The sequence below is a fragment of the Lancefieldella parvula DNF00906 genome, assembly GCF_000758945.1.
In the GTDB taxonomy this organism is placed as follows: Bacteria; Actinomycetota; Coriobacteriia; order Coriobacteriales; family Atopobiaceae; genus Lancefieldella; species Lancefieldella parvula_C.
The window spans coordinates 1-25,687 of the sequence record NZ_JRND01000019.1; the positions used below are offsets into that span (position 1 = coordinate 1).

20 protein-coding genes and 4 tRNA genes are annotated in these 25,687 nt (G+C 49.7%); 4 read left to right on the forward strand and 20 right to left on the reverse strand.

Translation table 11 applies throughout. From position 1 onward, the window contains the following. Positions 1–70: 70 nt before the first annotated feature. On the reverse strand, positions 71–880 hold the full coding sequence (locus HMPREF1647_RS03725; RefSeq protein WP_035432175.1) for a class I SAM-dependent methyltransferase: 810 nt from the start codon (positions 878–880) through the stop codon (positions 71–73). 68 nt (positions 881–948) lie between these two features. Between HMPREF1647_RS03725 and HMPREF1647_RS03730 the strand changes: the two genes are divergently transcribed. Beyond that, the gene (locus HMPREF1647_RS03730) at positions 949–2,802 is read left to right on the forward strand and encodes an elongator complex protein 3 (RefSeq protein WP_035432177.1); all 1,854 of its coding nucleotides are present in this window, start codon (positions 949–951) and stop codon (positions 2,800–2,802) included. Between the two features lie 130 nt (positions 2,803–2,932). Here the strand turns inward: HMPREF1647_RS03730 and HMPREF1647_RS03735 are convergent, their stop codons facing one another. The 3 genes from HMPREF1647_RS03735 to HMPREF1647_RS03745 form a co-directional block, all read right to left on the reverse strand. Beyond that, on the reverse strand, positions 2,933–4,576 hold the full coding sequence (locus tag HMPREF1647_RS03735; protein ID WP_035432180.1) for an FAD-dependent oxidoreductase: 1,644 nt from the start codon (positions 4,574–4,576) through the stop codon (positions 2,933–2,935). 16 nt (positions 4,577–4,592) lie between these two features. Beyond that, positions 4,593–5,156 carry an alkyl hydroperoxide reductase subunit C gene (gene ahpC, locus HMPREF1647_RS03740; RefSeq protein ID WP_035432182.1) on the reverse strand — a complete coding sequence of 188 codons (564 nt, stop codon included), beginning with the start codon at positions 5,154–5,156 and terminating at the stop codon, positions 4,593–4,595. Between the two features lie 146 nt (positions 5,157–5,302). Then, positions 5,303–5,378: transfer RNA gene (locus tag HMPREF1647_RS03745), tRNA-Val, on the reverse strand. A 271-nt stretch (positions 5,379–5,649) separates the two neighbouring features. Here HMPREF1647_RS03745 and HMPREF1647_RS03750 point away from each other — a divergent pair. Then, positions 5,650–6,198: a DUF6609 family protein gene (locus tag HMPREF1647_RS03750; protein ID WP_035428846.1), complete on the forward strand. Its 549-nt coding sequence runs from the start codon at positions 5,650–5,652 to the stop codon at positions 6,196–6,198. 7 nt (positions 6,199–6,205) lie between these two features. Here HMPREF1647_RS03750 and HMPREF1647_RS03755 read toward each other — a convergent pair whose 3' ends face one another. The 5 genes from HMPREF1647_RS03755 to HMPREF1647_RS03775 all read right to left on the reverse strand — a co-directional run bounded on the left by HMPREF1647_RS03755 (position 6,206) and on the right by HMPREF1647_RS03775 (position 11,221). After that, the gene (locus HMPREF1647_RS03755) at positions 6,206–6,409 is read right to left on the reverse strand and encodes a hypothetical protein (protein ID WP_156095541.1); all 204 of its coding nucleotides are present in this window, start codon (positions 6,407–6,409) and stop codon (positions 6,206–6,208) included. Positions 6,410–6,506: 97 nt separating this feature from the next. Then, the gene (locus tag HMPREF1647_RS03760) at positions 6,507–7,805 is read right to left on the reverse strand and encodes a lysylphosphatidylglycerol synthase transmembrane domain-containing protein (RefSeq protein ID WP_035432183.1); all 1,299 of its coding nucleotides are present in this window, start codon (positions 7,803–7,805) and stop codon (positions 6,507–6,509) included. Between the two features lie 106 nt (positions 7,806–7,911). Then, a complete protein-coding gene (gene mnmA / locus HMPREF1647_RS03765; protein WP_035432186.1) occupies positions 7,912–8,997 on the reverse strand; it encodes a tRNA 2-thiouridine(34) synthase MnmA in 1,086 nt (361 codons plus the stop codon). Beyond that, the gene (locus tag HMPREF1647_RS03770) at positions 8,985–10,190 is read right to left on the reverse strand and encodes a cysteine desulfurase family protein (RefSeq protein ID WP_052039123.1); all 1,206 of its coding nucleotides are present in this window, start codon (positions 10,188–10,190) and stop codon (positions 8,985–8,987) included. Before HMPREF1647_RS03770 ends, mnmA begins: the two co-directional genes overlap by 13 nt. Before the next feature lie 104 nt (positions 10,191–10,294). Continuing rightward, a complete protein-coding gene (locus tag HMPREF1647_RS03775) occupies positions 10,295–11,221 on the reverse strand; it encodes a putative ABC transporter permease (RefSeq protein WP_035432188.1) in 927 nt (308 codons plus the stop codon). 201 nt (positions 11,222–11,422) lie between these two features. On the opposite strand from HMPREF1647_RS03775, the gene HMPREF1647_RS03780 reads away from it, so the two are divergent. Further along, positions 11,423–11,498, forward strand: a tRNA-Gly gene (locus tag HMPREF1647_RS03780). A 38-nt stretch (positions 11,499–11,536) separates the two neighbouring features. Further along, positions 11,537–11,610 (forward strand) — tRNA-Cys (locus tag HMPREF1647_RS03785). Between the two features lie 592 nt (positions 11,611–12,202). Here the strand turns inward: HMPREF1647_RS03785 and HMPREF1647_RS03790 are convergent. The 11 genes from HMPREF1647_RS03790 to gap form a co-directional block, all read right to left on the reverse strand. Then, a complete protein-coding gene (locus tag HMPREF1647_RS03790; protein ID WP_035432190.1) occupies positions 12,203–12,934 on the reverse strand; it encodes an anti-sigma factor antagonist in 732 nt (243 codons plus the stop codon). 85 nt (positions 12,935–13,019) lie between these two features. Further along, positions 13,020–15,404 carry a GAF domain-containing SpoIIE family protein phosphatase gene (locus tag HMPREF1647_RS03795; RefSeq protein WP_035432193.1) on the reverse strand — a complete coding sequence of 795 codons (2,385 nt, stop codon included), beginning with the start codon at positions 15,402–15,404 and terminating at the stop codon, positions 13,020–13,022. An 88-nt stretch (positions 15,405–15,492) separates the two neighbouring features. Next, positions 15,493–15,582: transfer RNA gene (locus HMPREF1647_RS03800), tRNA-Leu, on the reverse strand. A 107-nt stretch (positions 15,583–15,689) separates the two neighbouring features. Continuing rightward, entirely contained in the window at positions 15,690–17,453 is a 1,764-nt protein-coding gene (locus HMPREF1647_RS03805) for an ABC transporter family substrate-binding protein (protein WP_035432196.1), read from the reverse strand. 171 nt (positions 17,454–17,624) lie between these two features. Beyond that, positions 17,625–19,658: a dipeptide ABC transporter ATP-binding protein gene (locus tag HMPREF1647_RS03810; protein ID WP_035432198.1), complete on the reverse strand. Its 2,034-nt coding sequence runs from the start codon at positions 19,656–19,658 to the stop codon at positions 17,625–17,627. After that, positions 19,658–20,725, reverse strand: coding sequence for an ABC transporter permease (locus tag HMPREF1647_RS03815; protein ID WP_035432199.1), 1,068 nt, complete (start codon positions 20,723–20,725; stop codon positions 19,658–19,660). The genes HMPREF1647_RS03810 and HMPREF1647_RS03815 overlap by 1 nt, the downstream gene beginning before the upstream one ends. A gap of 10 nt (positions 20,726–20,735) precedes the next feature. Beyond that, positions 20,736–21,728, reverse strand: a complete 993-nt coding sequence (locus HMPREF1647_RS03820; protein ID WP_035432201.1) for an ABC transporter permease — start codon at positions 21,726–21,728, stop codon at positions 20,736–20,738. Positions 21,729–22,150: 422 nt separating this feature from the next. After that, positions 22,151–22,402 (reverse strand): preprotein translocase subunit SecG, encoded by a 252-nt coding sequence (gene secG / locus HMPREF1647_RS03825; RefSeq protein ID WP_035432204.1) that lies wholly within the window; start codon positions 22,400–22,402, stop codon positions 22,151–22,153. A gap of 175 nt (positions 22,403–22,577) precedes the next feature. Then, entirely contained in the window at positions 22,578–23,345 is a 768-nt protein-coding gene (gene tpiA / locus HMPREF1647_RS03830) for a triose-phosphate isomerase (RefSeq protein WP_035432206.1), read from the reverse strand. Beyond that, positions 23,338–24,528 carry a phosphoglycerate kinase gene (locus tag HMPREF1647_RS03835; protein WP_035432207.1) on the reverse strand — a complete coding sequence of 397 codons (1,191 nt, stop codon included), beginning with the start codon at positions 24,526–24,528 and terminating at the stop codon, positions 23,338–23,340. Before HMPREF1647_RS03835 ends, tpiA begins: the two co-directional genes overlap by 8 nt. 88 nt (positions 24,529–24,616) lie before the next feature. Beyond that, positions 24,617–25,642 carry a type I glyceraldehyde-3-phosphate dehydrogenase gene (gene gap / locus HMPREF1647_RS03840; RefSeq protein WP_012809010.1) on the reverse strand — a complete coding sequence of 342 codons (1,026 nt, stop codon included), beginning with the start codon at positions 25,640–25,642 and terminating at the stop codon, positions 24,617–24,619. Positions 25,643–25,687: the final 45 nt, after the last annotated feature.

The window sequence follows — 25,687 nt, forward strand, 5'->3', positions numbered from 1 at the left end:
AGGCAGTTCAATTTCTGTGCGGGGGATTATCTTGTACGAGGTCATTTTTAGCAAGATATTGTCTGGACAGTTATACACGTTGCAAAATCACATAGCGATTAAGATTGTTATCTTTGCCATCTGCACTAAATTGCGCATAAACTTGCACGTCAGAGCCAAGGCTTCCAAGAAGCTCATCAAGTTCCTCTTGCGAGAAGTGATGACAATAGCGCCAGGTATCCGCCTTATCTTGCCAGCCAATCAGATAGTCATGCTCCTCAAGTTCTGATGCATCTATACCCAGCGCACGCAGTCCCTGAGCAGTGATTTCTTGAGCTTTAGCAGCAAGTTTTTGGCTGTTCATAAACTGCCAGAAAGAAACGCACACAAAGCCGCCAGGTTTAGTCTTATCTAACAGAGTGCGTAGAAGCTGGATTCTCTTTTGTGCCCCTGGTACATGATGCAAAAAACCAAATGCAACCACTAAATCACAAGGCGGAATGATCAGCCGCGAAGAAAGCGTGTTATCAAGCAGACTCTTTATCACATCTAATTCAATAAATGCCAGCTCAGAGATATGAATGTCTGCCTCACCACTCTCTACCAGTGGCTTGCAATTATCTACAGCAAAATACTTTGCAGGGACAATTCCCGCCTCATTGCGTAAAAAGCGAGCAAAGCGCAGGTTGCCGCAACCCACATCAAGTACAGAGGGTTTCTCGCCAACTAAAAGCTGAGGCATGACTTCCAGGCACTTCTGCCACCCCTGCCAAGGCATCTGTCGTGTGGCCGAGAAACTCTGCGTCTGCTGAGAGTAAAACTCAGAGGTTACGTAGCTCAGCCGCTCAGCGGTAGATGCGCTGATAGATTGAGTGTGCGTTATGTGAGAAGAAGTATCCATACAGAGATTTTACGTCATCGCCTTGTTCCCAAAGGTCAGAAGCTCACCTTATTGCCTATACTGTTTGTATGGATGAACTCATTTTGGACATATTGAAGCAGCTCAGAGATAGCTCACAAGGTGCTCTTGATACGCATCAGCTTGAGATGCTCATTAACTCGCACAACAGCGGAATTGACTCTAGCGCCCACAGTACAGAGCGCGAGAAACTCATTCCTAAACGAGCAATTCTCCCCTATTTTTTTCAGGTCAAGCAGAACAATGATGAGCTGTGGCAATCGTGGAATGTTACGCCTGAGCTGGAAGAAAGGTTTATCCGCTCTGTGCGCATGAAGCCTCGTCGCACCGCTTCTGGCGTGGCTACCATTACCGTGATTACCAGGCCGCATACCTGCTCAAGTAATTGCATTTATTGCCCGTGTGATCTGCGTATGCCTAAGAGCTATCTTGCTAACGAGCCTGCCTGTCAGCGCGCTGAACTCACGTTTTTTGATCCATACGTACAGGTTGCTGCTCGTCTTCAAGCGCTCCATCAGATGGGCCACTCAACCGACAAAGTAGAGCTCATAGTGCTCGGTGGCACCTGGAGCGATTATCCAGAGAGCTACCAATACTGGTTTATCAAAGAGCTCTTCCGCGCACTCAACGAGTGGCCCAACGCTCCGCAACATATCCAAGAGCACCTGAATTGGTATACCTCGTTTGGCTTGCAGAACTCTGAAGAAGCGCTTTCTTCTTTTGTTGCTGAACAGCAGACGGCGGTCTTAGATGATACTGCCACGTATAACCAGGCTTTTCATAAGCTCTACGACGCCAGTCAGCCTCACCAAAACGCGTGGTCTCAGATGCAGAGCACGTATGACCAGCTGGTAGAACAGCAACACAGTAATGAAACTGCCGCTGCCCGTGTGGTTGGTCTTGTTATTGAGACTAGGCCCGATACCATCACGCCAGAAAATCTACGCATGTTTAGGCAGCTTGGGTGCACCAAAATTCAAATTGGCATTCAAAGTACGCGCCAAGAAATACTTGACGCAAACCAGCGTCAGATGAGCGTTGCCCAGATTAAACGAGCGTTCTCGCTGATTCGCTTGTACGGATTTAAAATCCACTCTCACCTGATGGTTAACCTGTTAGGCGCAACTCCTGAGGCGGACAAACAGGACTTTAAAACGTTTGTCACTGATCCAGGATTTCTCCCTGATGAGATTAAGCTCTACCCCTGTGCACTGGTATCTGGAACGCAATTGGTCCAGAAATACCGTGAGGGTGCATGGCAGCCATACGCCAAAGATGAGCTGGTAGACGTGCTTGTTCAAGACGTGCTTGCAACGCCTCCATACGTGCGCATTTCTCGTATGATCAGAGACATTAGTGCCACCGATATTCTGGTGGGAAACAAACATACCAACCTTCGTCAGATGGTTGAACAAGAGCTTGCTGCTGAAGACGTTGCAAACCGCGTGCAGGAGATTCGCTTCAGAGAGATTAACCAGCAGCAGGTACGAGCCGCAGAACTTACCCTTCAAGACTTTGTTTACGCTACCGCAGTCAGTGACGAGCACTTCCTGCAGTGGGTAACTGCTGACAATAAAATCGCAGGTTTCTGTAGGCTTTCACTTCCCCACTGGGACAAACTGACCGCTGGCGCATGTGATGTTACCACCAATGAGCTGCTGGTACAGCCAGGTCAGGCCATGATCAGAGAGCTCCACGTGTACGGACAGGCACTATCGCTGGGCTCGGAAGGAATGTCTGCTCAACACCAGGGCTTGGGCCAAAAGCTTCTTGCCAAAGCCTCCTCTATCGCAGCTGAGGCGGGTTATACCAGCCTTAACGTCATCAGCTCAATTGGAACGCGCGCCTACTATCGCGCTCAGAGCTTTACCGATGCAGGTCTCTACCAGCAAAAAGCTCTGTAAAGGTGACATGACCTTACACCGCTACACAAGCTTCACACACTTACTTCTTACGTCACAAAAAATGCCGAGAAGACCGTTGATCTTCTCGGCATATTCATTAGCGTCTCCCTCTCCTTGACGCGAATGGATCTTAAGGAATCAGCGACAAAATCTGAGAGAGGCTCTTCTTGCCGAAGTCAACCTTCTGGCCGTCGTTGATAACCAAGCATGGAACGCTCATGACATCATAGGTGTCTTTGAGCTCCTTGAAGTGGTTGATGTCGTAGACATCGCAGGCAACCTGAGGATTATCCGCAGCAATGCGCTGAGCAGCTACAACAACATCTGGACACATGGTACAAGAAAGTCCTACCAAGACCTGCAGATGCGTTTTTGACTCGATGGCGGCAATGGATGCCTTATCCTCGTCACTAATAGGCTGACCAGGACCTGCGGCGTTGTAGAGTCCAAGTACAAACGAAGTGAACTCGTGACCGCCAGGAACACCATGGAACGCAAGACCTGTTAAAGTGCCATCCTGTGTGCAAACACGAACAACAGGAAGGTTCTTCTCGCCCGTGCCTGAAACCGTCTGAACGCTCAGCTTGTCGGTCATGGAAGAAAGTTCTTCCATGTAAGCTACAAGCTCCTCAGAGACAGGTCTCTGGTCCAGCTCCAACTGAAGCACAAGCGGACGTGCCATGCGCTCAAAGACAGCGTTAAGCTGCGCTTTCATGTCGTCGGTGAAAAGCTCTCCGGAGTCAGAGACTGTCTTGGCCGCTGAAGTCTCAGGAGCCTCCTTCTTGGACGAGATGCGCGTGACGTTCATCTGCGGAACAAGGCTGGTCTTTTCTTGGACACGCTTGATGTAGCGCTCCATCTCGGTAGCAGTGGTTGCTGCCTGACCAATAGCTGTTGCAACCTGGCGCAATGGCTTCTGGCATACATCTCCTGCACCAAAGAGACCCTCACAGGTTGTTTCTTGATGCTCGTTGGTGATTAGATAGCCGTGATCATCAGTCTGTGCCAGCTCTTTTACCAGGTCAGTCTCTGGCGCGTAACCCGCGAAGACAAAGACACCAATGGAATCTCCATCTTCTGGAGCAAACGTGGTCTTCTCGCCTGTTTTCAGATTCTTGTAGGTAATAGACCTAAGCGCGGAATCTCCGGCAACGGATTCAACCTGCGTGTTATACAGAACCGTAATATTTGGATTAGTGCGAGCAGCCTCAGACGACGCAGGGGCGCAGGTAAACGCCTCCTCACGTACAAGAACGGTAACGTGCTTTGCGTACTTGGTCAAAAACACGCTTTCTTCTGCAGCTGCAAAGCCTCCACCAATGACAAAGACTTCCTTGCCGGTAAAGAACTCGCCGTCGCAGGTGGCGCAGTAAGCAACTCCGTGGCCCTGATAGTCCTCTTCTCCGACAAAGCCGATATGGCGAGGATGTGCTCCTGTGGCGAGAAGAACCGAAAGGCAGGGACGCTCACCTTTGGTAGTGTGAACTACCTTGACATCTCCGGACATATCCAGGTCAGTAACTTCTGCCAGCAAAAACTCTGCACCAAAGGCTTCAGCCTGCTTACGCATGGTTTCTGAGAGTTCAGAGCCACTAGTAGAGAAAACTCCCGGGTAATTAACGACCTCATTAGTGATAGTGATCTGTCCGCCAAAATGGTCCTTCTCGACAACTAGAACACGGTAGCGAGCACGGGCCAGATAGAGGGCGGCGGTGAGCCCAGCTGGCCCACCGCCGATAATCACCGCGTCGTAGAGGTCTTTGACGTCGGTCATTGTAAGCTCCTAAATCTTAGAGCTGACCAACAAGGTCAAGGCTTGGCTTCAGGGTCTCAGCACCTGGCTGCCACTTAGCTGGGCAGACCTGATCGCCGTGCTCTGCAACAAACTGTGCAGCCTGGAGAAGGCGGAGAAGCTCCTCAGCGTTACGGCCAATGCCACCAGCGGTGACAAGCTCAACCTGGATGACACCCTCAGGGTCAACGATGAAAGCGCCGCGCTCAGCAAGGCCAGCGTCCTCAATAAGGACCTCAAAGTTCCTTGCAAGAACGTGAGCTGGGTCAGCGAGCATTGGGTAGGTTACCTTAGAGATACGCTCGGACTCCTCGTGCCATGCCTTGTGGACAAACTCAGTGTCGCAAGAGACAGAATAGACCTCTGCGCCAGCAGCCTGGAATTTGTCATAGTTGTTAGCAAGATCCTCAAGCTCAGTTGGGCAGACAAAGGTAAAGTCAGCTGGATAGAAGAAGAACAGGCTCCACTTACCCAGTGTGGACTCTTTGCTTACCTCAGTGATTTCACCGTTGTGGAATGCGTTTACCTTAAAATCACCAATTTGCTTACCAATAAGAGACATAGTCAGTTCCTTTCTGTAAGTAAAACAATTTGTAAAACGTGCTACTTAGGAGTTTACTCTCTTTAACTCTTTTGTCAATAACAATAATGATTACTATTTATATTCACAAAAAGAAACAGGCCAGATTACTCTGACCTGTGAACAGTTGGTGGGCGTTATAAGATTTGAACTTATGACCTCTTCCGTGTCAGGGAAGCGCTCGTCCCCCTGAGCTAAACGCCCGAATATGTTTGCTGCTGGGGATGCAGCAAGGGATATATTACGAGAAACCCGCCCCTCTTGCAACCGTCAAACTCAACTTTTTTTGAAATCTGCAAAAGATCGGTTCGTCGCAACATTGATGGTTACGTAAATACTGCAGCCTTTGAAATGAATGACCGCCTTTTAAACCCGTACGTCTTCTGCACCTCAATTATTAAAAAATAGGCAAATGGATTGTAAAAGCATACGGTCAGAAGTATTATGGCAAGTCGTTCGATTGAGGGAGAAACTTATGAACTTTCTGGAATATAACAAAGACGAGAAGCTGTGCTTTAATTATAAGAAATCATGCGGTCTCTGGTTAATTGTTGTAGCTCTCATCATTTTTGCAGCTACCGTAATAGGTGGAAAACAGATTATCAATATGTCCGTATTTAGCTTTGGATATGTTGCAGCCTTCTTATCCATAAATACAAATAAGAAAGTTCTCAATAAGTTTTCCGATGGTCCTTCAAGTAAGTTCCAGAACAAAATGTCTCTATACGCGGTGATTTTCTTATTCATTTTGATGTTTTTATTAGGTGGACCATTTTTTGCAACTGAAAACTGGAGACTTATTTGGTTGGGTGCGTTAATGGCCACGGCACTGCATTTTTTCCTCTATTACTTTGTGCACGGAAAATCGATGATTTATCTGGCTATACTCTGTGCCATCAATGTTGCTATAGGTTATATTTTTCCAGACATCCCACTAACAATAACTGCCTATATTGATGCAGCAATTAAACTTGGATTTGGAATATACCTGTTCTTTTTCTCAAAGCCAACACAACAAAAATAGCCTTCATCTAGAGTCCGTGCGCGTCAAACGTGTCCTTAACCAAAGCCACAAGCATTGGTATAAACACAGCTACGCCTGCTAAGAGCATTGGATTGTCACGTATTTCCGGAATGTCCTGTAAGAAATTCTGCAGATCATAGACAAGACCAACGGCAACGGCAATAAGAATAGGTGCCAGAATAATCAAAATAGGATTTGGTGGTTTACGCATAAGGATGCTTTCTTTTACAAGTACTGCACACGCAGCGGTCCAATAGAGCAAAGATACGTATCAAGCCACATTCTGGCTTTTCTTCCTTACTTCTTCCCTACTTCTTACGCTTAACCTTAATTTGAATGCCAGAGGTCTCTGGACGAGACGATGTAGAAGCAACAGCGCCTTTCTCGCCATTTACAAAGGCAGAGAAACGCTGGCGGAAACGGTTCCACTTGTGGTAGATAGGCTCGTGATCATGAGACCTAAGGCCCAAAAGCATACTTGCGGCCAGAGTTGGAAGCAGATACTCAATAGCGCGCCAAAGTACAAAACCTGCAGCGATTTCTTCACCAAACATATGGCCAAACAGGAAGGCAAAGCCACCCTCTGCACCACCAGTACCACCAGGAAGTGGAATAGCTGAGGTCAAGAGCTCAAGCATTGAACCAGATGCAAGGCAGGTCAAAAGGTCTGCAGGCTGGCCAAGTGCTCGCAAAACAAAGTATGGAAGTGCATAGAGGCAGCCAAGCTGAAGCAGTGTTACAAGCAGAACAACGCACATCTCTGGGATGTTCTTTGCAGCAGTCTTAAAGCCGTTTGAGAACTCATCTACCTGCGTGTTAATGATGCCATGCCAGTGGTCGTACTGCTTTACGATACGAAGACGTGAAAGCAGCCTTAAGCCCCAGTTGCCCACGGTCTTAACCATTTTAGGAAGCAGGCAAATGGCCAAGATAACTGCAACCATCACTATCTTTGCGCCAAACAAGATAACGCCAATGACCGTAACATCGCCAAATTGCTCGTAGAAATAATTGGCCCTAAAGATAAGCATCAGAGCTGCAAAGATGCCCTCGCCTGCCTCGTACATAACAAAACGTGTGAACTGCAGAGCTCCTGCTTGACCCACAGAAATACCTGCACGAGTGAGGCGATAAATCTGAGCAGGAGCAGCTCCTGCACCGTTTGGCGTGAGGTTCATGAAGAAGATGCCCGACGCCTCAACGCTCATCAAGTCACGAACACCAACGGGACTCTCGGGGTCTGTAATAACTGAAATTACATAGGCGAGAATACCCAGGAAATAGTAGACAAAATAGCAAAGAGCGCCAGCAATAAGCCAGCCTGTATCTACGTCTGCTAGAGCAACAACAAACTCATCAAATTGACCAGAAAAAACGATATAGAGTGCGTACAGTATTACAACAGCAAAGAGGAAGAGAATGCTCTTTCTAACTTGACCAAAGCTCTCTTTTGCCTCTTCAACCTGCTCAGATGAAGAAGTTGGAGCAACACTAATCTTAGGCTTTTTGGTTGAAACACCCTTAACGGTTGTAGATCCAATCTTCACCGTTACCTTCGGTGTAGATGAGGGGTGCTCGGTTTCAGACGCGCCATCTGGGCGATCCATGGGCACCTCCTTGGACTCTGGATCACAATACGTGTACAGAAACAACACTCTATGCAGGTACGCGATGCAACCTCAATGGGTTTCTCGCCAACTACCTGCTTTCATTTTACATGAACCGTTCAAGTATACTCTTGTCGGCCTCAATAATGCCACCGCCGCAAACTTCCTGGCCATCGTACAAAACCGCCGATTGACCTGCTGCAACAGTTTTTACGGGCTGGTCAAATTCAACAAATCCACATTGATTATCCGTGAGTGTAAACGTTACGGGGACCAGTGCGCCTGTGTGACGAGTTCTGACCACATACCTACCGTTAGCTGCGGGTTCTCCGGAAATCCAGTGCATATCCGAGAGCTCCATGCGACGCGTCCAGAGCGCAGGACAGTTGAGGTCAGAGGTTACATACACCACATTCTTAAGCGTGTCGGTTGCTACTACATAGCGAGCAGGGCCTCCACCGATGTTCAGGCCTTTTCTCTGGCCAACGGTAAAGAGGAATGCTCCGTCATGGGTGCCAAGAACCTTGCCTGTCTCCCACTCAATGACGTCGCCCTGCTTTTTCTTGAAGGTGTCCAGCAAAAACGTACGCAGACCAACAGGGCCAATAAAGCAAATACCGTCGGAATCTGGCTTAGTTTCTATGCCCAGACCTCGCTCTGCACACATAGCGCGTACCTCTGCCTTAGTGACAATGTGTCCAATTGGAAAGAGTGTTCGCTCAAACAAATGACCAGGTACACGCCACAGGAAATACGTCTGATCCTTGTGAGCGTCTGCGGCGCGCAAAAGTTTTTTGGTGCCAGGGACATTCTGCGCATAGTGACCTGTTGCAACAAAATCTGCACCCTCAGCAAAAGCGCGCTCTGCAAAGGTGCCAAACTTTACCGTCTGGTTGCACATAACGTCTGGATTGGGCGTGCGACCGTGCTCGTAGGCATCAAGCAGGTAATCAACAACAGTGGCCTTATACTCGGCCTCACAGTCCCACACGTCCAAATCAATGCCAAGCGTTACGCACACGCGCTCGGCATCAGCCAAATCATCTGCCCAAGGACACTTAAAGCCGGGCAGGTCCTTGGACCAGTTGCGCATATAGATAGCCTTGACGTTATAACCCGCCTCAAGAAGCAGAGCCGCGGACAGCGCCGAATCAACGCCGCCGCTCATGCCAAGGTAAACTAGTTCTCCCATGTCACTCCTACGCGAGCAGATTCCTGCTTGACGGCCTCGGCGATTGCCCAAGCTGCGTACAAGATGTCGTCTTCTGTGGTAGTTCTTCCAAGCGTTAACCTGAGGCTTCCCGCCGCCACTTCTCGTGGTGCCCCGATTGCCTCGAGCACGTGAGATATTTGCATTTTTGATGCGGCGCACGCAGAGCCTGTTCCCACCGACACGCCTAGACGCTCAAGCAAAATAACCAGACGGCGAGCTTCAAGTCCTGGGAAAGAAACATGCAGCAAATTGGGAAGCCTCAGCTTAGCGTTCTTTGGTCCCGAGACAATCATCTGCGGGAACTCTGCGCAAAGCAGCATCTGTAGCTGATCTCTAAGGCGAGAAACCCGCTTTGCCTCGTCAGCGCGGGTCTCATCTGCAAGCGCCAAAGCACACGCAAAGCCAATGACGCCCGCGACGTTCTCTGTACCTGAACGAACACCGCCCTCTTGTCCGCCACCGAGTACCAGCGGCCTTAAGCGCACGTCGTCGGAAGCCCACAGAAGACCTACCTGCTTGGGACCAGAAAGCTTTGCCGCGGAAAGCGTCAACATATCTACTCCCAGCGACGACACGTTCACACTCAGGTATGCCGCCGCCTGAGAGGCATCTACGTGCAAGTGCAGCGGACGAGTCTCCCCTGCCGCAAGCCTGCGTGAGCGCTCCTTGGCAAGTACCTGCGAAATCTCTCGGATAGGCTGGATGGTGCCTATCTCGCCGTTTGCAAGCTCAATAGAAACCAGCTCAGTCTCTGGTTTGAGCGCTTTTGCAACCCGCTCTGGGTCCACGCGACCGTCTGCTTCTACGCGAAGTGTCTTGTGCGAGAAAATCCCTGCACAGGCAAGAACGCTCTCATGTTCAATGGCGTCAACGATTACGTGTGCGTCTTCCGAGACCGTTGCAAACGCCAAGTTGTTTGCCTCTGTAGCACCTGCCGTGAGCACCACGTTTCCCGGACGAGCACCAATGGCGTGTGCCAAGATAGCGCGTGCGCGCTCTACCTCGTCACGAACCTGGCGAGACAGTGCGTACGGGGCTGATGGGTTGTAGAACTTCTCGGTGAAGTACGGAATCATTGCATCAACTACACGTGGATCCATAGGCGTAGCTGCGGCAAAGTCCAGGTACACGTTGCCTGTTGGATGTTCTGGTTTTGCAGAAGGCATGTGCATTACAAATCCTTTGGGTTTCTCGTGGTCTTGCGGGCGTGCGGGCAGGCGGTCTTGCGGCGCGCGGCGACTTGCTGTCGGACGGTCCGGCGGACGGTGCTCAACGGCTACGACTTGCCAGCCGAGTCTGGCGACGTAAACGTCATGTTCTGGAAACGAGCAGATACAAAGCTGTCATCGTAGTGAGTATCTACCCACATCTCAAACGCGTTTGTCGGAGGAATTCCAGCGTCTCTCTGAGCTTTTCTCGCCAAACACGCCACCGTCATAGTGATGTCGGCAACAAGATACACCGTAAGCAGGGTAACAAAAATTGCTTGCCTTTTTGATGTTGGCTCGCCAATCTTGTAGAGCGCGCGAGGCATGATGACGCGACACCAAATGAGGCCCAAAATACCCCAGAATCCCAAGAATCTCCAGGCCACCCACTGTGTGATGGCGTCTGGAAGATGGGCGTACGTCCACGATTCCGAGTGGAAAATCTCTTGCATTCCCCAGCCGGTAAGCTGCTCCAGCGTGCCACCAACAACAACTGAAACCAGGAAAATGACCAGGTTATTGGCATGGTGCTTATGCAACTGATAACAAATAACAGTCAGAAACACGGCGCCGGTTCCGTAAAGCGGAGAGAATGGTCCCCAGATGAGGCCAACCCTGCTCTCGGTCAGGCCAGCGGTAATGAGCATCCAAATTTCTTCAATAAGAAGTCCGGCCATACAGCCCACTATGAAGAGGATGACCACCTGGTGCCAGCCAAGATGCATCTTGTCCAAGTACGCCGAGAGCTCGGCTTGCGTTGGTTTTGGCTTGGAGAACGGGGTGGTCTGGGACGTGGCTGATGCAGCGCCGGGTGCGCTGTCAGGTACGTTCGACGCGGCGCCGGGTGCGGCGCTAGAAGCGTCGCCTGCGAGCCCATCGATCTTCTCGCCAGATGAAAGCCAGCCCCAAAAATAGCGCACCACGCGAACAAAACCGCTTGCGACAAGATACGCAAGCGTCAAAAGAGCTATGAGCGACGCGACAATAAAGAACATACAACCTCATTCAAAAGTTCTTATTCCATGATACGGCAAGCGGTCACACTTGGCAATTTACCTGCTCTTATTTACAAGTTTTGCAAGAAAAATCCACCTCTTGAGCGCCACGGGATTCGTGACTTTTCTAAAAAAGTTTGACGATTTTGAAATTTACACTTGCACTCAGCCGTGAACTTGCGTATATTATTCCTCGCGTTCGCGGGCTTAGCGCAGTTGGTAGCGCGCAACCTTGCCAAGGTTGAGGTCGCGGGTTCGAACCCCGTAGCCCGCTCCATGATTTTTCGGCCGGATTCGTTTCGGCCTTTTTCATATGGCGAGATGGCCAAGTGGTAAGGCAGAGGCCTGCAAAGCCTTTATCCCCGGTTCGAATCCGGGTCTCGCCTCCAGTAAATTGACAACCCCAGCTTCGGCTGGGGTTTCTTTTTGTCGCGCGCGACCGTGCTTGCTTGGGTTTTAGATTGCGAGCCTATTTTGAGCCTGAAAAACACGTCATGTCTGAATAAAACAGCTCAGACAAGGTGAGAAAAACCGGCAAATAGCTCAGATATGGTGCACTTTTCCGGCAAATCGTTCAGACTTGGCGAGAAAATCAGGCTCGATGAAAGCGCCCATGAAACCACACTGGATCCAAAAGGTACGCCACGGAAGGCCTGCCTGAAAAGTACAAAGAATCTGTGTTTACGTCACCGATTCTTTAACAAAATCAGGCAAATCCACAGATTTTTTAATGCTTTTAGGCAAAAGTTACAGATTCTTTGAAGAAATCAGGCACACCCAAGCTCACGTCAGGCTCGCGCGGCGCACCTGGCGAGAAACCCGTCCACTCCCAGCATTTCCGCACAAGAAACCCGGTATCCACACGAAGTAGATACCGGGTTGAAATCGCTTTGCGACCCGCGCTCGCGCCCGCACGCCGCGGACCTGCGGGTTTGCCGTCGTTGGGCGCTCTACTGACCCGTGCTCGCGCTCGCACGCAACCTAGCGCATCATCTTAACCAGGCGGACGACGGTGCCGTTGCCGGAAGGTTTCTCCTGGATAGACACGGCATCCATAAGCAGGCGCATCAGCTTGACGCCGCGACCACGCTCGGCAAACTGCCCGGTCTCGGGAGGCTCTTCCTCGTCGGAGATACTAAAGCCGCCACCACAATCCGAGACGTCAATAACCACCCTGTCTGGATACGCAGAAACCGTGGTCAGCACGCCCTTCTCGCACGCGTGATCAATAGCGTTGCCAATAGCCTCGCCAACTGCGAGTTCAATATCAAATTTTTGATCCGGAGTAAACGGAAGCGTCTTCAACAGCGCAACTGCCCTTGAGCGAGCGTCGCACATTTTGTTGGGGTCAACTCTAAACGTTGTCTGGAACGACGGATGCGTACCCGGCGCAAGCGGAGCCACGCGCGACTTAGCGTCACACGTGCTTATGGGCATGAAGTCGATAAGACCCATGCGCACCAGCGCCTTAAACGCCGTCGGTTGCACGTTGGTAAGGCTCATAAGACCGCCGAGCGTCTTCATACGTCGAACAGCGCACACAATAAAGCCCATGCCACACGAATCGATGTACGAAACCTCCGACATATTCAGCACAATTCTTCTGCAGCCGCTATCAATGAGCTGCTCAATCTGGGCCTTCACGCGCGGGACTCCCCTCACGTCAAGGTCAGTATTGACTGAAACAACTGCTATGTTTGGCTGCGTATACATACGTTTCTTGTTCCCGCGCAGCAACAAGAATTTCAGATATCTGCATTTTTTGACGAGAAAACCGTCAAGTTGTCGAGAAGACCGTCTAGTCGCTCTTCTCGCCAGAGTTGGCACTGCTAAGCACACCAGAATCGCCGCTGCCAAGCTCGTCAAAACGCAGAGCCACCATAGCAACGTCGTCATCAAGCCTTCGGCCGGTATAGCGATCAAGCGTGCTCAAGAACCTGTTCAGAAGGCCATCAAAGCCTTGAGGAACCTCGTTCATGATCATGTCGCGGAGTCCAGTCTCGCCAAAGAACGCGCCTTCGGGACTTCGTGCCTCTGTGGTTCCGTCGGTGTAAAGCAGCAGGATGTCGCCCTCATGCAAACGAACTGTGCCATTTTTGTATTCCATGTCGTGGAACGCGCCCACAACGCCCGACTGTACGTCCAAAAGCTCAGCGTCACCTGATTGAGCAGACACCAAAATCGCTGGTGGATGGCCGGCTGAGCAGTACATAAGCGATGAAGTTGCAAGGTCAACAATGCCCACAAAGAGCGTCGCAAACGTCTCAACCCTTGAGAAGCCCAGCAAGAATTCGTTCAGCGTTGCCACCATACGAGCGGGAGTTCTTCCCTCCCACGCATAGGCAGAAAGTGCCGTTTTAACTGCAGATGAGATAGATGCCGCCTCAATACCCTTGCCGGAGACGTCTCCCATGATGATGCACGCACGGCGTCCTGGCAGCTTAATCATGCTATAGAAATCGCCGCCGACAAACGCATCAGCGGTCGCAGATGAATAAATTCCCTCAGCAGAAATTCCTTTTACCTTCTGTAGGTCATTTTTCATGCCCGACTGCAGCGCCTGGGAGATATGCTTATTTTGCTGACTCTCTTCGGCACCGACTGCCAGAGAATGTACCAGCAGCATCACGCGGTCCAAGAAATCAAGCTCAATGTCGCTCAGAGGTTCCGCGTTTTCTTCTCGCAAGAAAAGCCAGGTATGCTGCTCGCCAGCAAACTTGCCCAAGAAAAGCACAGCTCCCTTGCAGGGCAAACCTTGTGCAACAAGCGCGCAACTCAGTTCAGATTCAAGCTCAACCTCTTTGACTGACGCCTCGCCCTCTCCTGTCTTGAGCCCTTCAACCGTCGATGGAAGCGCAATCTGGTTGCCGCCATCCTGCGCGCCGCCGGCCTCCGCCGCAGCCTGCGCGCCACCGGCCTCCGCTGCGGCCTGCGCGCCGTCTTGCACACCGTCCTGAGCGTCGCCAAACGCTTGCTCAGCACCAAGCGCATGGAGCGTGACGTTGCCCGTTACCTCACAGCAATCTACCGAGAAAACCTGTGCATTCAGATCGGTACCCACTGACCTCATAACCTGCTGTAATCGCTCACCAGAGATCTTCTCGCCCTCTGCAGCGCTATGAAGCAATCCTTGGCGCACGCGCGCTAATGCCTCGCGAAGCGTGTCTCTACGCTGCGTTCTCATGGCCGACAACGCGCCTACAAGCTGCACCGAAAGGTAATTTGCAATGGAGTCCAGAAGTCTTGCGTCTTCAACCAAAAGCGCGCGTTTGCGCTCCCAACCAACCTCAATTAGGGCAACAATGTGGCCGCCAAACCACACGGGCACCACAAGAAAGCTGGTAAACGGAGGCAAATGACTTGCATCTACGGTTATGACCTCGCGTGTTTCCTCGTTGACCAGGTTGCGCTTTTTAACTCTTCCCTGCTTGAGCGCGCCAGAGTTCAAAGGCATGGTATGCAAGCGAAGCGCATGCTCAGAATAAAACGTCAAACGCTCCAGCGAGCTGTTAAATGCAAAATAGCGAGGAATTCTGTTCAATGACGCGCTCTTCAGAGACTCCGTTGCGCCATGAAGGTGATACCCGTCTTGCTCAGCAAGATAGATAAGCGCACCATCAGCCTCGACAGTCTCTGAGAGCTCTTCTAACACGCGTTCAATAAGCTGACCCATATCTTCCGAGTCAAGCGTGTCCAAAACAATCTGAAGCGCTCCTGAGAGCCTCTTATTGGCTCGGCGAAGGTCCAACACCATTCGCTCATCATCGTGCATAGGGTTAGCCAAGTCACGAAGCTTAGATGCCGTCAAAACAATGGCCTGCGTAGGTGCGCCAACATAATCTGCGCGCACGCTCAGCACCTGCGACGTGCCGTCTTCCGCAGGAGCAGCCACCATAGACGTAGAGCCGTCAATCGCAAACGGCAACGACTCTACAGAAAACGGTTTCTGCAAGTTTTCTTGATTTGCCGGTGTAAACAAAAAGCGAACGTCCAGGCCAGCAATGGTGCCGTCTACCTTTACAAAGAGGCTCTCGGCCTCCTCATTAGCGAGAAGAACCATGCCCTCCATATTAAATACAATAACCGCATCGCTGGTCAGTCGTAGCAACTGAGACAGAGTTGCAGCAACGGTCCCGTCGACAACTCCCTCAACACGCCTTACGCTCAGCTTGTTATCTGCCACAGCCACTCCTTACCAGCAAGGACAAAACAATCGCATAGCCTAAGTATACGAAAAAGGCGGACCTCCGAAGAGATCCGCCGAAATTTCGTGGTGTCGGAGGCGGGACTTGAACCCGCACAGCCGTTAGTAGGCCACTAGCACCTCAAGCTAGCGCGTCTGCCAATTCCGCCACTCCGACTTGCTTTGCAGCGAGGGATATACTAACACATCTTCAAGCAACATTTGAGAGAAAATTTAAAACTTTTTCTCAAAAGAACTTTGCGAGAAGACAAGCGTGTCCCCTGCTTACTTCTGCCAACCAACAATGGTTGCAGGTACGCTCTGGAAGAGTGATGGACCAAAGTTGGCAAGACCCTTCTTAACAACGTAGCAGTCTGGACCAGTGTAGACAGGAAGATAAGCGTAAGTCTGCATCATCTTCTTCTCTGCCTGGTTCATGAGCTTCATGCGCTCATCAAAGTCCTTGGTAGAGACAACCTTTGCAAACATCTCATCGGTCTCTGCAGAGCCCTGCTGACCAAAGTTGGATCCAGACTCAGAACCATAGAGCTGGTTGCCGTTGTTGTAAGAAGTCGAGGAACCAACCCAACCAAAGAGGCAAACGTCCCAAGAACCAGAGGTAAGAACATCCGAGAACTCAGAAGATGGGTGTGAATCAAGGGTAAGGTTAATACCTGCATCCTTACACATCTTCTGGATTGCAGCAGCACGGTTCTTAACAGTAGTACCGTCACCGAACAGAGTGTAGGCGAAGGTTACCTGCTGGCCGTCCTTCTCATAGTAATCGCCGTTGAGCTTGTAGCCTGCATCCTCAAGAGTCTTCTTTGCAGCAGCCTTGCGCTCATCAGCAGACTTGAGGTTTTTGATATCATCTGGAAGGTTGTTGTCATAACCAGCTGCCCAGTAAGGCCAAAGCATGGAGCCTGGAGCATCCTCTTTCCAGTTAACGCCCTGGAAGACGATGGAAACGATAGTTGCAGGATCAACAACCTGGCAGAATGCCTTACGAACTGCAGCATCCTGAAGAACGCCACGAGTAGAGTTGATCTCGATAACAGCAATAGACAAACCAAGACCACGACGGATTTGAGCCTTATCACCAAGACCGGTGAAGTTAGAAAGAAGCTCAGCGGAACCATTGACGGAGCTTCCAGTAGTGTCAACCTCTTCGTTCTTGAATGCGTTAATGGAAGCCTGGGTATCCATCTGCTTGTAAACAAGGGTATCAAGCTTAGGAGCGTCACCCCACCACTTTGGATTTGGCTTGAAGGTTACAGCAGAGTCATCGAAAGAATCAACAATATAAGGACCAGAACCAAGCTCGTTGTGTGGCTCATTGTTGTAGCCATTGTTGAAGAAGTCTGGATCCTGAAGCTTTGGGTGCAGAGCATAGCTCAAGATGCTCTCGATTGGATAGACTGGCTCCTTCATGGTAACAACAGCGGTCTTAGCAGTATCACCCTGCTCAACAGACTCATACTTGTCATAACCATCAGTTGAGGAAACCGCAAACTTTTTATTCTGACCACACATAGTGATGAATGCGGTCTGAATTGCGGTCCAGTCAATAGCGGTACCATCGTTGAAGGTAGCCTGATCAGTGAAGGTAAGGGTAGCAACCTGCTTGCCGTCCTTCTCCTCTACCTTGAAGTCCTTGATGTAATCCTTGTTTGGCTCATACTTATCGCCATCAGCGTTAGTAAGGAACAGGTCACGAGGGTTGATAAGACCGTGAAGGATGTTCATGTAAGCGGTATTACCAGCAAGTTGGTAGTAATTCCACTGTGGACCAATCTCAGTGATTGGCTGAGTCAGAGTACCGCCATCCTTAACCTCATCACGAGTCTTAGGATTGTTGTACGTCTTGCCCTTCTCTGGAAGTGGAAGCTGATCCAGAGGAGTGTTTGCAGGAGAGCCGTCCTGTGGCTCAGTACCAGTTGTGGTAGAGCCGCCCTGATTATTTGATGGAGCACAACCGGCAAGGCCAAGGCCTGCGGCGGTGATACCAGTCAGAGCAAAGAACGAACGACGGGAAAAACTGTCAGCCATATGATCACCCATTTCGTTAAAGGCCTACAGATATTCACTTAACTATACGAAATTGCCTGAAAATACTCCATAGCAGAAACATTCCCGTAACAACCTAGTTCACTATTTGTAACAAAGAAAACCCGCACCTGGTTTTAAGTGCGGGTTTTCAAAAAAATTATTGAATCTTTGTTACTCGTTAGAGATGTGGGTTGCAGGAACCAGCTTACCATCCTGGTAGATCATACGCTCACGGGTACGCTCAATCTTTGGATCAGGAATTGGAATAGCCGAGAGGAGCGCCTTGGTATAAGGGTCTTGTGGATTAGTAAAGACGTCTTCAGTCTCACCGTACTCAACAATCTTGCCAAGGTGCATAACAGCAACCGTGTCAGAAATATGACGAATAACAGCAAGATCGTGAGCAACAAAGAGATAAGAAATCTTCAACTGAACCTGAAGATCCTCAAGGAGGTTAATAATACCTGCCTGAATGGAAACGTCCAGAGATGCAATTGGCTCGTCCAAGAGAAGAATCTTTGGACTTGTTGCAAGAGCACGAGCAATAGCAATACGCTGACGCTGACCACCAGAGAACTGGGATGGGAAGCGGTCAACATAGTCTGGGTTGATACCAACCAGACGCATAAGCTCGCCAATACGAGTATTAATATCCTCTTTGTTCCAACCCTGTGCCTGAAGTGGCTCAGCCAAAACGTCATAGACAGGCATACGTGGGTCCAGAGAACTCATTGGATCCTGGAAGATAACCTGAAGATCTTTACGCAGCTCTCTACGCTGTGCAGCGTTCTTAAGCTCAGCAACATCTTTGCCAAGGACCGTAATACGACCATCCTCAGGCTTCAGCAAATCCATAATCTGCATCAGAGTTGTTGATTTACCAGAACCAGACTCGCCAACAAGCGCAAGAGTTTCTCCCTCATGGATCTCAAAGCTTGCACGGTCAACAGCAGTCATAGTGCCCTTGCTGCGCCTAATAAAGCCCTTACCCTGAACAGGGAAAGTCTTGGTAAGATTCTCAACCTTGAGTACAACAGGACGCTCGTTACGAGGTACATCAACCCACTTTGGAAGGATTGGCTCAAAGTCTGGATACACCTCAGCGTAAGTGAGCTTCTTCTCGCAAATCTCCTGAAGGTGGTGGCAAGATGCCAAGTGACCCTCGGCAGCATTTGCAGGAAGCAGCACTGGCTCTTTCTTGGAGCATTCCTCGGTAGCCATAGGACAACGTGGGTTAAAAGGACAACCAGTTGGAATAGCAGCAAGTGATGGTGGATTGCCCTTAATAGGAACAAGCCTATGCTCTGCCTGAAGGTGAGGTTTTGGAACAGCACCCAGAAGGCCCATGGTATAAGGGTGACGAGGTTCAGCAAAAAGCGTATCAACACTTGCGCGCTCTACGCCACGGCCTGCATACATAACCATAATGTCATCAGCGGTACCTGCAACAACACCAAGGTCGTGAGTAATCAGAACAACTGCTGCGCCAGTCTCTTTCTGTGCAACCTTCAAGACGTCAAGAATCTGAGCCTGAATAGTTACGTCAAGAGCGGTGGTTGGCTCGTCTGCGATGATGATGTCAGGGTTGTTTGCAATAGCAATTGCAATAACAACACGCTGACGCATACCACCAGAGAACTCATGTGGGAAAGAATCAAGACGATTCTCTGGATCAGTAATACCAACGATAGAGAGAAGCTCAATACAACGCTTACGAACGTCTGCCTTGCTCATGTGAGGATTATGGGTAAGCAGAGCCTCTGCAAGCTGATCTCCAATAGAGAACATTGGAGTCAAAGCAGACAGTGGATCCTGGAAAATCATAGAAATCTTAGTGCCACGAAGCTCTGACATCTCTTCGTCGGTCTTACCAATGAGCTCCTCATTACCAAGCTTAATAGAGCCGGTGACGTGAGCATTGTCATCAAGAAGGCCAATAAGAGACAGAGCGGTTACTGACTTACCAGAACCAGACTCGCCTACGATACCAAGGGTACGGCCACCCCAGAGGTCAAAGTTAACACCGCGAACTGCATCTACACGACCAGCCTCAGTATTAAAGGAAACCTTAAGATCACGAACAGAAAGAACTGGATCTCCTGTTGGAGCACCCTTTGGACCGTTTGATTCAAGCAGCTCGTAGCGAAGGACATCGTCCATCTCTACACTTCCCTGCTTTGTTGAAGTAGTAGTAGTGTCAGACATTATGCACGCTCCGTAGTTTCTTCAGAAACGATGCTTCCCTCAAGATCACCGAGCTGAGCGTCATCCTTGGAAGAATCCTCTTCCTGATCTTTAACGCTACCAGCAGCGCGTGAATAAGGGTCAAAGGCATCGCGAAGGCCGTCGCCGATGAGCTGCAGGCCAACACAAACAACAATCAGAAATGCCGATGGAATCAGAATCATCCATGGAGTAGTAAGCATTGCAGAAGAGCCAGCACTCAGAAGATAACCAAGAGAGGTATCTGGTGCCTTGATACCAAGACCCAAGAAGCTGAATGCAGTCTCAGAGTTAATGCCACCAATAACAGCCAAGACCAAATCAATAATAAGAATTGAGCCAAGGTTTGGAATAAGGTGACGAACAATGATGGTAAATGGTGGAACGCCCATATACTTAGCGGCCTTGACGTAATCTCTCTCACGCAAAGACAGAGCCATGGTACGGATAGTACGTGCGCGACCAATCCAACCAAAAGCAGTTAGACCAAAGATCAGCATAAGCCAACCAGACTCACCGCCTGCTGCACGAACAATCATAGCAACCAGCAAGAAGCTAGGGATGACCATGAGCATATCAAGAAGCCACATACCAATCTTCTCTGGAATGCCGCGGACATAAGCAATGGCAGTACCAATAATTGCAGAAATGATAGTGGTCAAGATTGCATAGCTGATACCAATGGTCAAAGAACGGCCAAGACCGTGGACAACACAGGCATACAAATCAATACCAGCACCATCAGTACCAAACCAATGCTTTGCATTAGGAGCCATGTTAATTGCAGTAAAGTCAGCATCTGTGTAATTAAATGGAGTGGCATATGGTCCAAAAACTGCAATGAGAACCATAATTCCAAGAATAATCAAACCGATTACTGCAGAACGCTGGCGGAAGAAACGCCTTGCAATCAAGCCAGCATAGCTAATTCTTTTAACTTCTTTGTTGTCAGACTTAGCATCTGCCTGAAGCTCACGCTCGGCGTTAGTAAGACCCGCATCAATGGAGACGTTTTTCTCGTCTTTATTCTGAAGCTCTTCTTTAGACATGTCCGCCTCCTTAGCTCATCTTAATTCGTGGATCAAGAGCAGCAGCAAAGAGGTCAGCCAGAAGAGCGCCAACAAGAGTCATTGCGCCAGAGAATGCTGCAACTGCAACTGCACCGTGAATATTGTTGTTGTTAATACAGTTAATGAAGTACTCACCAAGACCGTGAATTGCAAAGACCTTCTCGGTCATAACAGCACCGGTAAAGATACCTGCAAGTGAGAAAGCAACTGAAACAGCAGTTGGAATCAAAGAAACACGAAGAGCGTGCTTACGAATTGCCTTCTTACGAGTGAGGCCCTTAGCGCGAGCAGTACGAACGTAGTCTGCGTGCATCTCGTCAAGCAGGTATGTACGCTGAGAGAGGTGGTAACCAACGGAGCTTACGATAGTAAGAACAATGGTTGGAAGAATAATGTGCTGGAGGAAGTCAATGAGCCAAGTGAAGAAGTTTCCGGTATCTCCACTAGAAAGATCGGTTACGTAGAAAATACGAGTACCGGCACGTGCGTTAATCTCAATTGCCGCAAAAACAATCAAGATTGCCATAACAACAGTTGGAATAACCAGAAGAATCGAAGCAACACCACTTAAGAAACGGTCCTGCCACTGATACTGACGCTGAGCGGTATAAACACCCAAGCTGACGCCAATAACGACAGACAAAATAGTTGCTGGAGTCATGAGCAGAATAGAAGCCATGAACTTTGAGCTCATCTCTCGGTTAACGTTATCGCCAGTTGGGGTCATACCAAAGTCAAACTTGGTAAGCAGATTGGTAATCCAGACCTGATAACGCTCAATAACTGGAGTCTTATCATTTAGATTAGTCCTATACAGGTTTTCCTCAATAGACTCCTGTGGAGGACGTGGAGTACGCTGCTCAAAGTTGGAGCGTGGGTTCATAAATGATGATGCGAGGAAGAATGTGAGCGAAGTTGCAACAAAAATCATCACAATGTAGCTCAAAATCCTCTTTGTAACGTACCAAACAAACCGTGCCATTGACTCTCCTCACCGCCTTGCGCTTATCCACCTGATAAGCGAGGTTTTCTCGGTATGGCAACCTAGCATTCCTACAACAAACTTGCCGTGAATACACAGCAAAGTGTAATTTTACCATGGATAAGCTGCTTAACCCAAAAATATCTCTTAGATAAGCAAGATTATGCATACCAATCCCAGTAAAACGTATCCCATATAATGACTGTTTGACACCAGCGTACAGGTCACAATCAAATTTGTTTACATATGAGAAACGTTATTGAAAATTCTGTTAAGAAGTAAAAGAAAACTGCTATCTGTTGCGTCAGATCTTTTTGCCGGCGTTTCCTTCAGCAAATTTACCTACACTCCGCAGGCTACAAATAAAAAATGCCGAGAAACCCGGGTTTCTCGGCAGATGATTCAAAGGTAAAAGGAGCTGTTTAGCCAATAGCGCCAACAGGGAATGTGAGAGCCATCACAATCGCGCAAACCAGGAAGATGGTTGTAGTGATGATGGTAAGGCGATCAAGGTTCTTCTCCATAATGCCTGAACCAGCGCTTGCGTTATACATAGAAGAAGCAATCATGTCAGAAACGCCAGTGCCCTTTCCGGAGTGTGCCAGAACAAGCAGCACCGTCAAAATGCCAGAAAGTACAAACAGCACCAAAAGAATTGTATTCAGAACGCCCACGAGGTTCCCCCTCTTGCTGGCGAGAAGATCCAGCCCTAGTTATTTTTTACGTACGACAGAAAAGAATAGCACACGCCACTCCCCTTTGGGAATGACGTGTGCCAAGTTGTAAAACAAACAAGAACTTAACAGATGAGCCAAGCGCCTAACCGTTGGTAAGGAGCTTTGCCACAGTTTAGTTCATTGCGCTCTTTACCATTGCAACGAAGGAGTCAGCCTTAAGAGATGCGCCACCAACAAGTGCGCCGTCAACGTCCTCTTTCTCGAGGAAGCCGCCAACGTTCTCTGGCTTTGCAGAGCCACCGTAAAGAATACGGATGCCATCTGCAATTTCTGCGCCAAAGATCTCTACCAGGGTCTTGCGGATTGCGCCGCAGACTTCCTGTGCGTCATCAGCAGTTGCAGTCATGCCAGTACCGATTGCCCAGATTGGCTCGTAAGCAATAACGTACTTGGAAGGATCGGTAATCTCTAGATCCTTAGTATCTGCCTTAATCTGATCAACAACAAACTGAACGTGAGTACCAGCGTTACGAACCTCAAGAGACTCACCGCAGCAAGAAATAGGAACGATGTCATGAGCCATCAGTGCCTTTGCCTTGCGGTTAATGTCCTCGTCGGTCTCACCAAAGTAGCCACGACGCTCAGAGTGACCAATGATGCAGTACGTTGCACCAACAGAAGTCAGCATTGCTGGAGAGGTCTCACCAGTAAATGCGCCAGACTCCTCCCAGTACACATTCTGTGCAGAAAGAGCAACGGAAGAGTTGGCCTGGGAAAGAACCTCAGAGACACCCTTAAGGTCTACAAGAGGTGGAGCAATAACAACATCAACGTTTCCGGTACCAGAAGCAAGCTGATCGACAATTCCCTGAGCAAGCTCAACGCCCTCAGCGAAAGTCTCATTCATCTTCCAGTTACCTGCAATCATACGATTACGCATCGAGAAGCGCCTCCACTCCTGGAAGTGCCTTACCCTCAACGAGCTCCATGGAAGCGCCGCCGCCAGTGGAAATCCAGCTCATCTTGTCAGCAAGGTGGAACTTGTTAACTGCTGCAACGGAATCGCCGCCGCCGATGATGGAGGTGCAATCAGCATCTGCAACAGCGCGAGCAATAGCCTCGGTGCCCTTTGCAAACTGGTCAAACTCAAAGACGCCCATAGGACCATTCCAGAAGACGGTCTTTGCGCCCTTGATTGCCTCGGAGTAAAGCTCAACAGTCTTAGGACCAATGTCCATACCCATACGGTCTGCAGGAATCTGGTCAGAAGGAACTACCTCACCAACAGCGTCCTCACCAAAGTGATCGGTAACAACGTTGTCAACAGGAAGCAGAATCTTAACACCCTTCTCCTCTGCCTTCTTGAGCATCTCACCTGCGCGCTCAATCCAGTCTGGCTCCTGAAGAGAAGTGCCAACGGTATAACCCTTTGCCAGGAAGAAGGTGTAAGCCATACCGCCACCGATGATAAGGGTATCAGCGGAGTCGATAAGGTGATCAAGAACACCAATCTTAGAAGAAACCTTGGAGCCACCAACAATAGCTACAAGTGGGCGCTCTGGGTTAGAGAAGATAGAGGTAAGAGTGTCAACCTCTTTCTCAAGCAGGAAGCCAGCATATGCAGGAAGGTAAGCTGCTGGTCCCACAACAGAGCCCTGTGCACGGTGAGCGGTACCAAAGGCATCAAGAACAAAGATGTCACCATAAGATGCAAGAGTCTTTGCAATCTCTGGATCATTCTTCTTCTCACGCTTGTCAAAACGGACGTTCTCAAGAACAAGAACCTCGCCGTCCTTGAGTGCATCTACAGCCTCACGGGCCTTCTCGCCATAGGTGTCCTCAACAAACTTAACCTCGTGGCCAAGAAGCTCAGCAAGCTTCTCTGCAGCTGGGCGCAGGGAAAGCTCTGGCTGGAAGCCGGTGCCATCTGGACGGCCAAGGTGGCTCATCAGGATGACCTTTGCGTTGTGGTCGAGAAGATACTGGATGGTTGGAAGTGCAGCGCGAACGCGGGTGTCGTCAGTAACAACGCCGTCCTTTAGAGGCACGTTGAAGTCAACGCGCATAAGAACGCGCTTACCATCAACATCTGCATCGCGGACAGTCTTCTTTGTAAAAGCCATGTCACTCCTTTAAATACGTTTCCAACAAAAGAAGGCGCGATCGCGGCAGATGCTGCGACCGCGCCTAAGGCGTCTATGTAACTAGAACTTAAGCAACGAACTTCTCGAAGTACTTGATGGTGCGGACCATCTGGGAAGTGTAGGAGTTCTCGTTGTCGTACCAAGAGGTGACCTGAACAAGAGTGGTGCCATCGCCAAGGTCAGAGCACATGGTCTGAGTTGCGTCGAAGATGGAGCCGTGGGTCTCGCCGACGATGTCGCGGGAAACAATGTCATCCTCGTTGTAGCCAAAGGTCTCTGGGATGGTCTCTGCATAAGCCTTCATTGCAGCGTTGACCTCGTCAACGGTGACCTTCTTGTCAACAACAGCATAGAGGTTGGTGAGGGAGCCAGTTGGCGTAGGAACGCGCTGAGCAGCACCAATAAGCTTGCCGTTGAGCTCAGGAAGAACAAGGCCGATAGCCTTAGCAGCACCAGTGGAGTTAGGAACGATGTTCTCTGCACCAGCACGGGAACGACGGAAGTTACCCTTGCGCTGTGGGCCGTCGAGGATCATCTGGTCACCAGTGTATGCGTGAATGGTGGTCATGATACCGGACTTGATAGTTGCGAAGTCGTTGAGGCCCTTTGCCATAGGAGCAAGGCAGTTGGTGGTGCAGGAAGCTGCGGAGATGATGTTGTCATCTGCAGTGAGGGTCTCGTGGTTAACGTTGAAGACGATGGTTGGGAGGTCATTGCCTGCAGGAGCAGAAATGACAACCTTCTTAGCACCAGCGTTGATGTGAGCCTGTGCCTTGTCCTTAGAAGTGTAGAAACCGGTGCACTCAAGAACAACGTCAACGTTGAGATCGCCCCAAGGCAGGTTGTTAGCGTCTGCCTCCTTGTAAATAACAATCTCGTGACCGTCAACGATGATGGAGTGGTCAGTTGCCTCTACCTTGTGATCACGGGAATAGTTGCCCTGAGTAGAGTCATACTTCAGAAGATATGCAAGCATCTCTGGAGAAGTAAGGTCGTTGATTGCAACAATCTCGGAACCCTCGTGACCAAACATCTGCCTAAATGCAAGGCGACCAATGCGGCCAAAACCGTTAATAGCAACCTTTACTGCCATACGTAATGCTCCTTTCGGTGACCCAGAGCCATTCTCCGGATTCAT

Excerpts from the sequence above, each read along its gene's own strand:
- HMPREF1647_RS03820 (WP_035432201.1), bottom strand. The coding sequence starts at position 21,728 with ATGGCACGGTTTGTTTGGTACGTTACAAAGAGGATTTTGAGCTACATT.
- HMPREF1647_RS03835 (WP_035432207.1), bottom strand. The coding sequence starts at position 24,528 with ATGGCTTTTACAAAGAAGACTGTCCGCGATGCAGATGTTGATGGTAAG.
- HMPREF1647_RS03760 (WP_035432183.1), bottom strand. The coding sequence starts at position 7,805 with ATGGATCGCCCAGATGGCGCGTCTGAAACCGAGCACCCCTCATCTACA.
- HMPREF1647_RS03810 (WP_035432198.1), bottom strand. The coding sequence starts at position 19,658 with ATGTCTGACACTACTACTACTTCAACAAAGCAGGGAAGTGTAGAGATG.
- HMPREF1647_RS03790 (WP_035432190.1), bottom strand. The coding sequence starts at position 12,934 with ATGTATACGCAGCCAAACATAGCAGTTGTTTCAGTCAATACTGACCTT.
- HMPREF1647_RS03750 (WP_035428846.1), top strand. The coding sequence starts at position 5,650 with ATGAACTTTCTGGAATATAACAAAGACGAGAAGCTGTGCTTTAATTAT.
- ahpC (WP_035432182.1), bottom strand. The coding sequence starts at position 5,156 with ATGTCTCTTATTGGTAAGCAAATTGGTGATTTTAAGGTAAACGCATTC.
- HMPREF1647_RS03815 (WP_035432199.1), bottom strand. The coding sequence starts at position 20,725 with ATGTCTAAAGAAGAGCTTCAGAATAAAGACGAGAAAAACGTCTCCATT.
- HMPREF1647_RS03775 (WP_035432188.1), bottom strand. The coding sequence starts at position 11,221 with ATGTTCTTTATTGTCGCGTCGCTCATAGCTCTTTTGACGCTTGCGTAT.
- HMPREF1647_RS03725 (WP_035432175.1), bottom strand. The coding sequence starts at position 880 with ATGGATACTTCTTCTCACATAACGCACACTCAATCTATCAGCGCATCT.
- HMPREF1647_RS03770 (WP_052039123.1), bottom strand. The coding sequence starts at position 10,190 with ATGCACATGCCTTCTGCAAAACCAGAACATCCAACAGGCAACGTGTAC.
- tpiA (WP_035432206.1), bottom strand. The coding sequence starts at position 23,345 with ATGCGTAATCGTATGATTGCAGGTAACTGGAAGATGAATGAGACTTTC.
- HMPREF1647_RS03805 (WP_035432196.1), bottom strand. The coding sequence starts at position 17,453 with ATGGCTGACAGTTTTTCCCGTCGTTCGTTCTTTGCTCTGACTGGTATC.
- HMPREF1647_RS03755 (WP_156095541.1), bottom strand. The coding sequence starts at position 6,409 with ATGCGTAAACCACCAAATCCTATTTTGATTATTCTGGCACCTATTCTT.
- gap (WP_012809010.1), bottom strand. The coding sequence starts at position 25,642 with ATGGCAGTAAAGGTTGCTATTAACGGTTTTGGCCGCATTGGTCGCCTT.
- HMPREF1647_RS03730 (WP_035432177.1), top strand. The coding sequence starts at position 949 with ATGGATGAACTCATTTTGGACATATTGAAGCAGCTCAGAGATAGCTCA.
- HMPREF1647_RS03735 (WP_035432180.1), bottom strand. The coding sequence starts at position 4,576 with ATGACCGACGTCAAAGACCTCTACGACGCGGTGATTATCGGCGGTGGG.
- mnmA (WP_035432186.1), bottom strand. The coding sequence starts at position 8,997 with ATGGGAGAACTAGTTTACCTTGGCATGAGCGGCGGCGTTGATTCGGCG.